We start from the raw sequence: 13,408 nt of genomic DNA on the forward strand, positions 1-13,408 counted from the left end.
AAAATAATGAACATGAAAGTTACCGAAGCCGTGAATGCCGCTAAAGGCCAGTGGCCGCACATCCTCCCGGCGCTGGGCGTGAATGTGGTGCTTAACCGGCATCAGCCCTGCCCGGTCTGCCAGGGTAAAGACCGTTTTCGCTTTGACGATAAAGACGGGCGCGGCACCTGGTTCTGTAATCAATGCGGAGCCGGTGACGGCCTGAGCCTGGTTTCAAAAGCGCTGGCCGTGTCGGTTGCGGAAGCGGCAAGCCAGGTCAACAGCGTGACCGGCAATCTGCCGCCGGTGCCAGCGGATGAAGTCGCCACTGCTCCGGACAGTGAGAAAACCATGAAGGAAGCGGCGGCACTGGCTACCCGTTTATTTGAGACCAGCCGCACGGCTACCGGCAATGCCTATCTCACCCGCAAAGGGTTAGCACCTCTGGCCTGTCAGGTGCTGACCACCACGCATAAAGTGGCAACCATCACTTACCGCGCCGGTGATGTGCTTGTGCCGCTGCACACCCCCGAGGGGGAACTGGTTAACCTCCAGCTTATCAACGCCGGTGGCACTAAACGCACGCTCAAAGGCGGTCAGGTGAAGGGCACCTGCCACACCATCGTGGGGAAAAACACCGCCTCAAAACGGCTCTGGTTAGTGGAGGGTTACGCCACCGGGCTGACGGTGAACCAGCTCACCGGCGATACCGTTCTGGTGGCGCTCTCGTCCGTGAACCTTCTTTCTCTGGCAAGCCTTGTCCGGGAACGCCACCCGGCGCACCAGCTCATCATTGCTGCCGACCGTGACCTCAACGGCGACGGGCAGACCAAAGCCGCAGCCGCTGCAAATGCCTGTCAGGGCGTTGTCGCTCTGCCGCCGGTATTTGGTGACTGGAATGATGCGTTTATGCAGCACGGCGAGGAGACCACCCGCAGTGCGCTAAACGAGGCAGTCAGGACACCGGCGGCAAGTCCGTTTGAGCAGATGAGCGAGGCCGAATTTACCGCCATGAGTACCAGTGAAAAGGCGATGCGTGTCAGCGAGCATTACGGCCATGCGCTGGCCGTTGACCCGAATGGCGAGATTATTTCCCGCTATGAAGCCGGTGCCTGGAAAGTGCTGCCGTCCACGCAGTTTGCCCGCGATGTGGCCGCATTGTTCCAGCGTATCGGTGCAGGCTTCTCGTCCGGGAAAATCTCGGCGGTAGTCGATACCCTGAAACTGATACTCGCGCAGCATGAAGCCCCGGCACGGCGTTTAATCGGTTTTCGTAACGGCGTACTCGATACGACCAGCGGCATCTTTAATCCGCACAGCAAAACGCACTGGCTGCGCACCCTGTGTGATGTGGATTTCACCCCGCCGGTGGCCGGTGAAACGCTGGAGCGCGATGCGCCGCATTTCTGGCAGTGGCTCGACCGTGCCGCAGGACGGAACGCGCAGAAACGCGACATTATTCTCGCCGCCCTGTTTATGGTGCTGGCGAACCGCTACGACTGGCAGCTTTTTCTCGAAGTGACCGGGCCAGGTGGCAGCGGCAAAAGTATCATGGCCGAAATTGCCACCATGCTCGCGGGGAAGGACAACACCACCTCAGCCACCATCGAGACGCTGGAATCCTCCCGCGAACGTGCGGCGGTGATTGGCTACTCGCTGATAATTCTCCCTGACCAGGAGAAATGGAGCGGTGACGGTGCGGGGATTAAAGCCATCACCGGCGGCGATGCGGTCTCGGTCGACCCGAAATACCGCGACGCCTACTCGACGCATATCCCGGCGGTGATTCTGGCGGTGAACAATAACCCGATGCGCTTTACCGACCGCAGCGGCGGTGTTTCCCGTCGCCGGGTTATTCTGCATTTCCCGGAGCAGATTGCCCCGGAGGAACGCGACCCGCAGCTCAGGAATAAAATCTCGCAGGAACTGGCCGTGATTGTGCGCCAGCTTATGCAGCAGTTCAGCCAGCCTGCGACGGCGCGCAATTTGCTCCAGGCACAGCAAAACTCTGACGAGGCGATCAGCATCAAGCGCGATGCCGATCCGGTGTTTGATTTCTGCGGCTACCTCGAAGCGCTGGCACAGCCAAACGGCATGTTTATGGGTAACGCCAATATCGTCCCGCGACAACCCCGTAACTATCTTTACCATGCCTACCTCACTTATATGGAGGCGAACGGGTACAAGAACGTGCTGAGCCTGAAAATGTTCGGGCTGGGACTGCCGATGATGCTCAAGGAGTACGGGCTGGACTATGAAAAGCGGCACACGAAACAGGGAACACAGACCAACCTGATGCTGACAGAGGACAGCAATCCCGACTGGCTACCCAAGTGCGATGACACCCTCGCGATTTAACCCACATAACCGGCGCAAGCCGGTTTTTTTACGCCTGAACATGGTGGGGGTGAACAATCGACTGTTTACCCTTCACCGTTTGTTCACCACCTAACATAATGATTTTAAATAATTAAAATGCAGGGTGAACAGAGTGAACAGTTAAACCAAAAAAAAGTTTTTTTCCTGAAAATGATCCAGGTGCATCGAAACCCGACAACCCCTCGAGCCAGGTCATTCCATAGAAGGTGAACAATGGACTGTTCACCCTTCACCGTACGATCACCATCTAACATTATGATTTTAAATAACAAAAATACATGGTGAACAGAGTGAACAGTTAAATGGAAAAAAAGATTTTTTCTTAAATGGCGTTAAATCAGTTGAGACACCAACAATTTTGCAACAAAGGCGACTCATGACTATGGAACAGTTGATTTTTGATGTGAGTCTCAGTGTTAGATTAATGATCATGATAAATATCCATATGTTTAATGTGATAATTCGACGAAGCGATAACAGGAACTTTTCAAATGGATGATGATAATTTCGATGTCATTAATATCAGAAATGAAATAGATAGTTTAAATCCATCGAACAAAAAAAGATTAGCGGAACAATTTGCTTTAGCCGCTTTAGGAAGCATTCCGTGGATTGGTGGTTTCTTAGGTGCTGTTGCTAATTTTAAAAGCGAAGAAGGAAATATAAAACTAAATTCACTGCAAACTAAATGGCTAGAAGAGCATCATAAAAAGCTCGAGAATTTAAATGCAACACTTAACATTATTGCCAAAAGATTTGAGCAACTTGGAGAAGATATAAATGATCGACTTGAATCTGAAGAATATTTAGATTTAGTTCGTAAAAGTTTCCGAGTATGGAACGACGCTGATACTGAAGAAAAAAGACAGCTAGTATCAAATATGATCACTAATGCCGTAAGTTCAAAAATATGTTCAGATGATATTATACGTCTTTTTATTGACTGGCTAAACATTTACCACGAAGTTCACTTCCACGTTATCCGAATAATATATCAAAACCCTGGTTTTACTCGTTATGATATATGGATGCAATTACATGACAGCATCCCACGGGAAGATTCAGCAGAAGCCGACCTCTACAAAATGTTAATAAGGGATTTATCTACAGGTGGTGTAATCAGGCAAGCACGCAATACCACTGAAGATGGTCAATTTCTCAAGCAAAGGCAAACAACGCAGGTCAAGAAAGGAACCTCAACGATGGAGTCAGCCTTTGAAAACACAAAACCCTACGTTTTGACCGAACTGGGGAAACAATTTGTACACTACACAATGAATGAAGTAGTGACCAAGCTGGACTAAGTTAGTACCGCATTGCTATACACTGTGTCGTGATCTCATGTGTATAGCAATGTGTATAACACAAAAATTAAAACAATAAATAATACAATAAAAACAACATGCTACATATGATTTAGAACTCCTGTGATCTTCCGCCATTTTTGCATAAAAATTATTAGTAATAAGGACAGAAAATGTTCAAATACTTTCCACCGGAACGTATTGATGTATTACAAAATAACTTAATTTGCTTTAATAACCCTCGACAATTTAATGATCCATTTGAGTTTCATTCTTTATATGACCTTGACGGGTTCATGCAAAACCTGCAGGAACGTATTCAAAGCCTCAATATCATAGAAAATCTAAATTTGGAGCAGAGATTATTACTTGAAAGCCTTACTCCCGAACATAAAAAACTAGTTCTTGAAAGTACTAAACTATTTTTGAACTCAAAATTTAACGCAAACAGAAATAATATAGTTAGTATAACATCTGAAAGTCTGACCAAGTTTAATGAAGAATTTATAAGAATAACAAGAGTCTTATGTTTTACCGAAAAGCCTAATAATCTTTTAATGTGGGCTCATTACGCATCCTCTCACACCGGATTTGTAATTGAATTTGATCAAAAAAATGATTTTTTTCATAAAGGAAGAAGCTTAAAAGATGAGTATGGACATTTAAGAAAGGTAGATTATTTGGATGAGATTCCAAAACTCGATCCTATTTCACATGATATTGCCAAGCACTACTTAGTTAAAAGTAAAGAGTGGGAATACGAACAAGAGTGGAGAATATTTGCAATGGAAAAGGATGCCACGACTAAAATAGACAATACTTATGATTTATATCCATTACCTCCAGAATCAATAAAAAGAGTAATACTTGGTTGCCAAGTGACTCATCAATTCGAAGAGTCTATGTATAATACGTTGATGTCTAATAAAAAGTATTCACATGTAATTATAAAAAAAGCTAAAAAATCTAAATTAACATTCGCGGTAGAAGTCGATTGAACTTAACTATCGCGCATCAGTAACTACGGATATTTAATATCAATCCCTAACCGCTCTAATTCCTTCCGTCCAAGCGTCTTCAACCAATTCCCTAAACTCATACCAGCATCTTTCGCTGCAACTTCAAACTGAGCTTTCAGCTCTGGTGAGATCCTGATCTGAAAAGCAGGATTTTTACCGGAAGCGGACTGTTTAGTATCATATTTGACCGTTGACATGTATGTACCCTTAGGAATAGTGTAGTCGTTAAGGTACACACCCTATCATAGGGTTACCTGAAAAAAAACGCCCCCGAAAGGTATTACGAGTACCAGTCGGGGGCTCACCACTAACGTTAAGGACATAACGCAATGGCTAACACCAATTCTACCACAACCGCTCGCACTGAAATCCTGTGCACTCAACCAGTTATTGAATCCGTAATCACAACGCTTTTAAAAACCCCGCTCGGTGCCACGCACGATCTCTTCCAGATGCTCGACGCCTGCCAGCATTATGTTGATGCGCTGATTGAAAACGATGACAACACCGAACGTATGGCATTGTGTGGGCGCTTGCTTGCCGCTCTTGAAGTATTGAAAGTTGCGCTAAAAACACCGTTACCCGCTCATTTAATCGAGCGCCTGACGGTGGATGTGGCAGAACCCAATAATTATCGCGGCCCGCTTTCAACTGATTCCGAAACTCTGCGCGAGTACTGTTCCGCACTCACCATTTTGCTGCTGCAACGCCAGCAGTCGCCTGAGCAGGAAGAACAGATCACCGGTTTATTGTTCGAGTTGATTAACCTTCTGGTCGAGGATTTGAAAACGCCGCGTTTTGTTCGCACCGATGGTGGGCTGGCCATGATTAGTGGCGAGGCAGTGCCAGAAATTCACTAGATTTTGTAGGACGGTTAAGTACAGCGTCACTCGCCAAAAACGGTGGATGACCCTTATCCACCCAACGAATACTGGTCCGGGAATCAAACCATGAATAACATTATTAAAATTGACGGCCACACCGCCATTTTTAGCTTCGACCCAGACATTGAAATGTTTCGCGGCGAGTTCGTTGCCTTAAACGGCGGTGCAGATTTTTACGCCTATAGTGTGCAGGAACTGAAAACAGAGGGAGCCGAATCTCTGAAATTCTTTCTTGATACATGTCGTGCAAAAAACATTGAGCCTTATAAATCATACAGCGGGAGGATTTCTGCTCGTCTAACGCCTGAAGACCATGCAGCTCTTGAACTTATCGCGCTGGCATGCGGCGAGCGTATTAATCAGTTACTCAATCAGGGCGCAAAATTAATCATTAAGCAACATGATGCGTGATTAGCGGTGCCAGGAATTAATCAGGTTTTGTAGGGCAGATTAGCTCGCGATATCCGCCATTTTTTTAAAGCAACGCCTTCATCCACACGCCTCCTGCACGCTCTTCTTTGTCACCGCAGCATGTGAGATACTGCGCCGATATTATTTCCGCCACATAAGCAAAAGAATCAGTCCGTTAGACTTACCTGGCGTAAACGAAATAAAACAAGGGGTTACGTGATGCGTAGCCCTTTTTTAATGCCTGATAAAGCAGGCAGCAAATGAAGAGGTTTTTATGAATTGGGATGTGTTGAAGTGGTTGATTGGCATCTACTTTGGCTGTTTTTTTGGACTTCTCAAAGTCGCCTACTCAGACCCGAAATTTTATCTGGAATACATAGATAAAAAGCTCACCTGGTTCTGTTACACCTGCATGATTGCCTTCAGCGCTTTCTGGTACGGGTTATATGCCTGTAAGAGCTACACCATTGATAACATCGACCTGATATCAGAACAGCTAGCCCATTTAGACAAAGAATATAACTACGTCACTTCATACCTTCTGGTGCTAATTATTACGTCCTGTTTATCCTTTGCTGCCAGCATTTTGTATATCGACGTCGCGCGTAGAAAACAAGCTCATTTGAGCTCTTAAAAAGCGCTAACACCTTGAACAGGTAAAAAAACCGTATGGAAAAACCATGCGGTTTTTTTGTTTTGTAGCAAAGCAGCGCCATAGCTCCAAAAACCCTTCGTCATACACCTTAACAATCTGTCTTGAGCGCAACAGGTAGAATCCCCTTCTTATTTAAAAGGGATATTTCAGCATGAAAAAATTTATGGCAGTGCTGCTGTTAAGCGGTGTGGCGCTTTCGGTCACGGCGTGTTCGAGCGATTACGTTATGTCGACCAAAACAGGCGATATGATTGTGACGCAGGGGAAACCGCAAGTGGATTCAGATACTGGCCTGATTAGTTACACCGACCAGCAAGGTAACGAGCACCAGATTAATGACGACCAAATCGTGCAAATGATTAAGAAGGACTGATTTTGCCATTTATACCAGCCAGTACATGCTGGCTGGTATTTTCATCCCCCATTATTTCCCTTTCCTGGCAGACAAACTCCGAAAGTAAACGTTCTGGAATGCGGCTCGTAAAAACGAAAACTCGCCAAATCAATGTGTTAATAACCCCTATTGATCTGTGTATTATTTACGCACAAGAAAGGTGAAAAATTAAACAGGGATGATATATTGAGGTGATATATGGCTACGATTTTTGGAGAGATGATGGGACGAATTCTTCTGGATCTGTCTGATGAGGCAATCAGCCGCCTTGATAGCCTTAAACAGAAACGCAATTTACCGCGAGCAGAGCTTTTACGGGAAGCAGTCGAGGAGTATCTGGAAAGGCAGGCTCAAACCAGTATCAAAGAAGCATTTGGTCTTTGGGGCGAAGATGCACCTGATGGTTTGGAATATGAACGCAAACTTCGCGAGAAATGGTGAAGATGATGCAATCTGCTGTTTTTGATACCAATATTTTAATCGATTATCTGAAAGGGATTCCACAAGCGCGTGCAACCATTGAAAGCTACGGTAATTCCCCGTCAATTAGCATTGTGACCTGGATGGAAATCATGGCAGGGGCAAAACACCACGATCAGGAGCAGCAGACCCGGCACTTCCTGAGTGGATTTGAAATTTTGCCGGTCAATCAGGCGGTGGCAGAACACTCTGTAGCGCTACGTCAGCAATATGGAATGAAATTACCTGATGCAATTATTTTGGCCAGTACGCAAATCAGTGCCAGGAAACTCATCACTCGAAATTCAAAAGACTTTAAGGATCTGCCAGGCATTATTTTGCCTTATTCCCTGGATAAATAACTCCTTACATTGCAAAACATCGGCTGCCGATAACGCACCTTCATTCCATCCCGCAAAAAAATTTCATTTTTCTGACAATATTTCTACTTCTCATTCGTCTACCTCATCAGAAGCAATAATTAACTAATCTGATGAGGAGTAAAAACGATGAGAGATTTTGATATGCGTGGACCAGGCCGGGAGCGCGGCCACGGTTTCGGTGGTCATCCGATGGCTAAACCACTGCTAATCGGCATTGTGTTTATTGCAGCGTTGAGCCTGCTGGTGATGTCTTTGTGGAACGCACTGTTGCCTGCAATTATCGGCGTGAAAAGCATTGGTTTCTGGCAGGCACTTGGCTTGCTGGTGCTGTGCCGTATTCTGTTCGGCGGTCTTGGGCTGCGTCCTGGGATGTTCGGTATGGGCCGGGAGCGCCGTCGTATGCATGAACGCTGGATGCAAATGACACCAGAGCAGCGCGAACAGTTTGTTCAGCAGCGCCGCGGTGGATTCTGGCGTCATGGTCGCGGGCATTGCCATCATCGCGATGAGCATCATGGTGATAGCCATGAGCGGCACGGTGAGAATGAGCATTGCCGTCAGAAACCGGAAGATAACGCCCAGAAACCGACGCAGGCTGAGTGACCGTAATGAAAGCCGGGACAGCAGGACATTCTCGAGTCATGTTGGCGCTCAATGCGTGTCGCTCGAAGCTGAAAGCTTTTATCGTTGGCCGCACGCCGGTACGTGATGACGCAGACGATATCCTGCAAGAAGTGACATGGCAGTTGATGAAAGTGGAGCAACCGGTGGAGAACGTCGCCGCTTGGTTGTTTCGCGCCGCACGTAATGAAATGACCGACAGGGCACGTAAAAAGCGCGAGCTTCCGCTTTCTGACTATTATTCTGATGACGATGAGGGTTTTCTTCCTGAAGACGAACTCGCGGAAACGTTGTTTGGCGTGCCGCAGTCACCGGAAGAAAAATATTTGAGTCAACTGCTCTGGGATGAGCTGGAAGATGCGATGTCGGAGCTTCCTGTGGCGCAGCGTGAAGCGTTCGAGAAAACCGAACTACACGGCTACAGCTTTAAAGAGTTAGCAGAAGAAACCGGCATTAGCGTTCAGGCACTGTTATCCCGCAAGCACAAGGCCGTGCTTTATCTACGAACCCGTCTTCGCAATCTTTATGATGAGCTAACGGAAGGCTGAGTCGGGTGAATCGAGTTTCTCTGAACAATAGCCCCGGCCAGCATAACTGACCGGAGTGGTGCGAGAGCTTGATTGAGATGATTGAGCTTATTGACCTACCCGCCACGCAACATCACGCATGGCGTCGCGCGCTGCCTGGCTGATACCACCAAGCTGGAAAAAGCCGTGGATCACACCGAGATAGCGTTGGCAGGTGGACTCAACGCCCTGGTCCATCAGGCACTCATGCAGCACCTCGCCTTCATTGCGAAGGGGGTCGTATTCAGCGGTGATGATATGCACCGGTGGCAAGCCTGCAAAATCTTCGCGAAATAATGGGCTGGCTTCATCATCCATTGCGTCCAGATCGGGCATATAGGCTTCGTAGCCGGAAAGCAGCGTGTCGCGGGTGATGATGTAGTCGTAGCCATTTTCCTGATAGCTGACAGATTCCGCCGTCGCGTCCAGCATCGGGTAAATCAGCATCAGCCGCGCAGGCAACCAGTTTCCCGCACTTTTCAGGCGCAGGGCAGTCACCAGGGCAATGTGCCCACCAGCGCTGTCGCCAGCGAGCGTGATTCGTTCACGATCCACTTCCAGCTGATCAGCCACTTGCCAGATAGTGTCCGCTGCACGTTCAGCATCATCATGTGCTGCCGGATAAGTGTGCTCTGGTGCCACGCGATACTGAACGGCAACCACCCGGCAGCCACTGTGATAGCAAAGCTGGCGTAACTGATTGTCATGAGTTTCAAACCCACCGCTAACAAAGCAACCGCCGTGGTAGTAGATCACGGCAGGAAGCGATCCGGTGGCATTTAGCGGGGAAAATATGCGTAACGTGCACCCATTCAGACAGATGTCTTTCACGTCGACTCGAGTTTCAGTTTCACCCGCTAAAACAGTGCTGGCGATATACCCGGCTCGGCGTTCGGCAAATGTTTGTTGGCGTGAAGAAGGACGGCCAGAGTCGATGAATTCATCAACCAGCCCGGCGATTGCGGGTTCGAGGGACATAGAGGAATTCCTTTTATGCTGTATGGATGAACAGTTATATCGTATTTATGGGATCGCGTGAACCGAGTTTTTTTACTATTTCAGCATTCTGGAAGGCGCCTCGAACAAATGAAAACCACCAGAAAAATGCAGATAACAGTACGCTTTTTGCGGTTTATATTACCCGACAAGCTCATTCACAAAACAACATTAGATACCGTAAATAATGTAGATGGTTAAACATTGTGCGATTTACCCATCGTGTTAAAATGAGTTTAAACATTGTTTAATTTGGTAATCATTGTGAAAACGCTGATTCGTAAATGGGGTAATTCCGCAGGGGCCATTATTCCTGCTGCTGTTCTGGAGAAAGCTGGGATGAGAATAGGTGACAAAGTGGATATTGAAGCCGTTGAAGGAGGAATTATGTTGCGAGTCGCAAAGCCGATATACACGCTAAGTGAGTTACTGGCCCAATCACCTGAAGGAAGTTTCGAGCTTGATGATGAAGACCGTGAGTGGCTGAATTCTCCTCCTGTTGGCAAGGAGATCGATTAGGTGAGTCTTTATATGCCTGATAGAGGCGATTTAGTTTGGCTCGATTTTGATCCTGCCGCAGGTCACGAACAAGCCAAAACTCGGCCTGCGCTAGTATTGTCACCAGTCGAATTTAGCCGCAAGGCTGGCATGGCGATTGTGGCACCAATAACATCTCGTGTTCGTGGCAATGCGTTTGAAGTACATCTGACAGAAACTCACACGCAGGGAGTTATCATTTGCCATCATGTGAAATCGATTGATTTCCGGGCCAGACAAATGCGTTTCATTGAAAAAGCACCGGATGAAGTGACAGAAGAAGCGCTGTCCAGAGTGAAGGTATTATTTGAATAGTTCAGCGGGATGCAAAGCACCCCGCCTATTTGTTACTCGCCTTCCCCTGGGAACAGGAAAGGATTAATGCTGCTGCGGGCAAAGCCTTCTTGCTCCATGCGTGCATCCAGCACCAGCGAGGCTAAATCGTCGGCCACGGCTTCCACTTTGGCGTCTTTTTCCTGATAGAGGATCTTCAGGTAAGTGCCGCAGTCGCCGCAGCTTTCCGCTTTAATTGCTGACTGTTCGCTTTCCAGCGACCAGTAGTTCAAATCGCGGGTTTGCTCGCAGTTGCTGCATTTAATGCGCACCACATGCCACTCGGTTTCGCACAGATTGCAGTGCAAGTAACGCAAGCCACTGGTGCCGCCGATTTGCACGACGCTGGATACCGGAATCGAGCCGCAAACTGGGCAGAACTGGCGTTGCTCGCCGTATTCCGCTTTCGCACGGCCCGGAATCAAGCTCGCCATTTGCGCCCAGTAGAGCGACAACGCAGCCCAAATGAACGGGGCTTTGTCGCTCGAAACTAGCGCAAAGTCTGAATTAAATAGCGCGGTGGCCATCTCTTCCAGCTCTTGCGAAGAGGCTTTTTCCAGGTTTTCGATAACCGCTAATGCCTGGCCGTCCATTTCTGGTTTCAGCTCGGCAATCAGTGAATTCAGCAGGCGCTGCCAGTGTGGGTCACGCGGCAGCACATGAATATCCAACGGTGGTTTGCCCGTCTCAGAAGACTTCTGAATCAGCGCCGTTAAGTCCATTTGCAGCGGGTGGTCGTAAAGCACCACTTCCTGCGCGTGGGCGATCAGCGCGGCAAAGCGCAGGAAATCGCCCAGTGGATTATCCGTCGCCAGTTCGAGCAGGCGTTCTGCACGGCGGTTATAGAGATTTTTCAGCCGAGGGAACAGTAACGGCGGAATCATCTCCGCCGTACGTTTGTCGCTCTTCTCCAGCTGATCTTGCGGGATTATGCGAATACTCATTCCGATCGTTTTTCCTGTTTCTGGCGAACTTCACGGTACCATTTCGGATGGTGTTTCTTCGCCCAGGACGTCGTGACCCAGCCTTCCACCATCGCGGTAATCGTGCCTTTCACCCAAAGGGCGGCGTAGATGTGGACCATAATAACCACAATCAAGGCCACTGCGGCAAATGAATGCACCATCAGGGCTACGCGTATCACCGGGATTGAGAAAGCAGGAGCAAAGTACGGACGCCAGATAATCACGCCGCTCACCAGCAACAGCACCAGGAAGATAATCGCCGCCCAGAACACGCATTTCTGGCCGAAGTTATACCGTCCGGTGTCACCTACTTCCTCGTTGACGACGATCTTACGAATATTCTTCGCCCAAAAGATATCATCCCGATTGATTAGATTATGGTGCCAGTAACGGAAAAACATGATGATAAACGAGGCAAACATCACCACACCGACGAACGGATGGAGGATGCGCGCCAGCTGCGGCGTACCCAGAATGTGCATCAGCCAGTTAAAGGAGGGGAAGAAGAACCCCAACCCGCTCACCGCCGCCAGAATGAAGCAGAAGGCGGTCACCCAGTGGTTGATACGCTCAGGTGCGCTGTAACGTTGAATGGTCACTTGTTTTTTCATGGTTTGCGCACCTCGTCGTCTTCATGGTGCAAGTTGTCGTCCTCTTCTTCGGCACGGTTCGGGCCGACACCCACATAGTGGAACACGCTGGCGGCGAAGGTCGCAGCAAAGCCAATAGCAGCAAGCGGCTTCCAGACACCTTTCCAGAATTTCACGGTTGGGCTGATGGACGGATTTTCCGGCAGGCCGTGATACAGCGTCGGCTTGTCCGCATGATGCAGCACATACATAACATGTGTGCCGCCAACGCCTTCCGGGTCGTACAAACCGGCGTTGTCGTAACCGCGCGTTTTCAGCTCAGCCACGCGCTCGCCCGCCAGGGTTTTCATGTCGTCTTTCGATCCGAAATGAATCGCCCCGGTTGGGCAGGTTTTCACGCAAGCAGGCTCCTGGCCGACGGTCACACGGTCTACACACAGGGTGCATTTGTAGACACGGTTGTCCTCCGGGTTCAGGCGCGGCACGTCGAACGGGCAACCGGCGATGCAATAACCACAGCCGATGCACTGCTCGGACTGGAAATCGACAATGCCGTTGGCGTACTGAATGATGGCACCTTCCGCCGGACACGCCTTCAAGCAGCCCGGATCCGCGCAGTGCATACAGCCATCTTTGCGGATCAGCCATTCCAGTTTGTCGTTTTGCTCCACTTCCGAGAAACGCATAACCGTCCACGATTTCGCGGTTAAATCCGCCGGGTTGTCGTAAACGCCGACGTTGCTGCCGATCTCATCACGCAGGTCGTTCCACTCTGAACAGGCCACCTGGCAGGCTTTACAGCCAATGCAGGTGGTGACGTCGATAAGTTTCGCAACCTCTTGCTGATGATCCCGCGCCTGAGGCGCGGGCGTGAGGCCATTAGTGGCGGAACGACGGATAATGTCCTGAGATTGATAAGCCATAATTCGTCTC

Annotated in this window: 18 protein-coding genes; 13 read left to right on the forward strand and 5 right to left on the reverse strand. The window is 48.8% G+C overall.

Translation table 11 applies throughout. The features are described from left to right. The first annotated feature begins 6 nt into the window (after positions 1 to 6). From LVQ76_RS12380 to LVQ76_RS12390, 3 genes are all read left to right on the forward strand, one after another. Positions 7 to 2,337 (forward strand): primase-helicase zinc-binding domain-containing protein, encoded by a 2,331-nt coding sequence (locus tag LVQ76_RS12380; RefSeq protein WP_232921755.1) that lies wholly within the window; start codon positions 7 to 9, stop codon positions 2,335 to 2,337. 512 nt (positions 2,338 to 2,849) lie between these two features. After that, positions 2,850 to 3,662 carry a hypothetical protein gene (locus tag LVQ76_RS12385; protein WP_232921756.1) on the forward strand — a complete coding sequence of 271 codons (813 nt, stop codon included), beginning with the start codon at positions 2,850 to 2,852 and terminating at the stop codon, positions 3,660 to 3,662. A gap of 173 nt (positions 3,663 to 3,835) precedes the next feature. Further along, a complete protein-coding gene (locus tag LVQ76_RS12390; protein ID WP_232921757.1) occupies positions 3,836 to 4,660 on the forward strand; it encodes a DUF2971 domain-containing protein in 825 nt (274 codons plus the stop codon). 23 nt (positions 4,661 to 4,683) lie between these two features. Here LVQ76_RS12390 and LVQ76_RS12395 read toward each other — a convergent pair whose 3' ends face one another. Next, complete coding sequence (locus LVQ76_RS12395; RefSeq protein WP_232921758.1) at positions 4,684 to 4,878, reverse strand: toxin-antitoxin system HicB family antitoxin; 195 nt, start codon at positions 4,876 to 4,878, stop codon at positions 4,684 to 4,686. A 132-nt stretch (positions 4,879 to 5,010) separates the two neighbouring features. Between LVQ76_RS12395 and LVQ76_RS12400 the strand changes: the two genes are divergently transcribed. The 8 genes from LVQ76_RS12400 (at position 5,011) to LVQ76_RS12435 (ending at position 9,036) form a co-directional block, all read left to right on the forward strand. Beyond that, on the forward strand, positions 5,011 to 5,541 hold the full coding sequence (locus LVQ76_RS12400; RefSeq protein ID WP_232921759.1) for a hypothetical protein: 531 nt from the start codon (positions 5,011 to 5,013) through the stop codon (positions 5,539 to 5,541). 90 nt (positions 5,542 to 5,631) lie between these two features. Continuing rightward, positions 5,632 to 5,976 (forward strand): type II toxin-antitoxin system HicB family antitoxin, encoded by a 345-nt coding sequence (locus LVQ76_RS12405; RefSeq protein ID WP_232921760.1) that lies wholly within the window; start codon positions 5,632 to 5,634, stop codon positions 5,974 to 5,976. Positions 5,977 to 6,250: 274 nt separating this feature from the next. Further along, complete coding sequence (locus LVQ76_RS12410; protein ID WP_232921761.1) at positions 6,251 to 6,610, forward strand: hypothetical protein; 360 nt, start codon at positions 6,251 to 6,253, stop codon at positions 6,608 to 6,610. A 172-nt stretch (positions 6,611 to 6,782) separates the two neighbouring features. After that, the gene (locus tag LVQ76_RS12415) at positions 6,783 to 7,004 is read left to right on the forward strand and encodes a YgdI/YgdR family lipoprotein (protein ID WP_232863818.1); all 222 of its coding nucleotides are present in this window, start codon (positions 6,783 to 6,785) and stop codon (positions 7,002 to 7,004) included. A gap of 219 nt (positions 7,005 to 7,223) precedes the next feature. Further along, positions 7,224 to 7,466 carry a ribbon-helix-helix domain-containing protein gene (locus LVQ76_RS12420; RefSeq protein WP_232863819.1) on the forward strand — a complete coding sequence of 81 codons (243 nt, stop codon included), beginning with the start codon at positions 7,224 to 7,226 and terminating at the stop codon, positions 7,464 to 7,466. Between the two features lie 2 nt (positions 7,467 to 7,468). After that, positions 7,469 to 7,846: a type II toxin-antitoxin system VapC family toxin gene (locus LVQ76_RS12425; protein WP_370640077.1), complete on the forward strand. Its 378-nt coding sequence runs from the start codon at positions 7,469 to 7,471 to the stop codon at positions 7,844 to 7,846. A gap of 147 nt (positions 7,847 to 7,993) precedes the next feature. Continuing rightward, positions 7,994 to 8,470, forward strand: a complete 477-nt coding sequence (locus LVQ76_RS12430; protein ID WP_232921763.1) for a hypothetical protein — start codon at positions 7,994 to 7,996, stop codon at positions 8,468 to 8,470. 5 nt (positions 8,471 to 8,475) lie between these two features. Further along, the gene (locus LVQ76_RS12435) at positions 8,476 to 9,036 is read left to right on the forward strand and encodes an RNA polymerase sigma factor (RefSeq protein ID WP_232921839.1); all 561 of its coding nucleotides are present in this window, start codon (positions 8,476 to 8,478) and stop codon (positions 9,034 to 9,036) included. Between the two features lie 87 nt (positions 9,037 to 9,123). Here the strand turns inward: LVQ76_RS12435 and LVQ76_RS12440 are convergent, their stop codons facing one another. Next, complete coding sequence (locus LVQ76_RS12440) at positions 9,124 to 10,032, reverse strand: alpha/beta hydrolase (protein ID WP_232921764.1); 909 nt, start codon at positions 10,030 to 10,032, stop codon at positions 9,124 to 9,126. A gap of 282 nt (positions 10,033 to 10,314) precedes the next feature. Here LVQ76_RS12440 and LVQ76_RS12445 point away from each other — a divergent pair, with 282 nt between their 5' ends. Next, on the forward strand, positions 10,315 to 10,569 hold the full coding sequence (locus LVQ76_RS12445; RefSeq protein WP_083963253.1) for an AbrB/MazE/SpoVT family DNA-binding domain-containing protein: 255 nt from the start codon (positions 10,315 to 10,317) through the stop codon (positions 10,567 to 10,569). Further along, complete coding sequence (locus LVQ76_RS12450; protein ID WP_232921765.1) at positions 10,570 to 10,902, forward strand: type II toxin-antitoxin system PemK/MazF family toxin; 333 nt, start codon at positions 10,570 to 10,572, stop codon at positions 10,900 to 10,902. Between the two features lie 32 nt (positions 10,903 to 10,934). On the opposite strand, the gene fdhE is transcribed toward LVQ76_RS12450, so the two are convergent. Genes fdhE through fdxH form a run of 3 tightly spaced genes read right to left on the reverse strand, consistent with a single transcriptional unit; the run spans position 10,935 to position 13,398 of the window. Continuing rightward, positions 10,935 to 11,864, reverse strand: coding sequence for a formate dehydrogenase accessory protein FdhE (gene fdhE / locus LVQ76_RS12455; RefSeq protein ID WP_232904825.1), 930 nt, complete (start codon positions 11,862 to 11,864; stop codon positions 10,935 to 10,937). Continuing rightward, positions 11,861 to 12,496, reverse strand: coding sequence for a formate dehydrogenase cytochrome b556 subunit (fdoI, locus tag LVQ76_RS12460; protein ID WP_232863825.1), 636 nt, complete (start codon positions 12,494 to 12,496; stop codon positions 11,861 to 11,863). The genes fdhE and fdoI overlap by 4 nt, the downstream gene beginning before the upstream one ends. Next, a complete protein-coding gene (gene fdxH, locus LVQ76_RS12465; RefSeq protein WP_232863826.1) occupies positions 12,493 to 13,398 on the reverse strand; it encodes a formate dehydrogenase subunit beta in 906 nt (301 codons plus the stop codon). The genes fdoI and fdxH overlap by 4 nt, the downstream gene beginning before the upstream one ends. Between the last annotated feature and the right edge of the window lie 10 nt (positions 13,399 to 13,408).

This window comes from Buttiauxella cochleicola, assembly GCF_021283185.1.
Lineage (GTDB): Bacteria > Pseudomonadota > Gammaproteobacteria > Enterobacterales > Enterobacteriaceae > Buttiauxella > Buttiauxella massiliensis.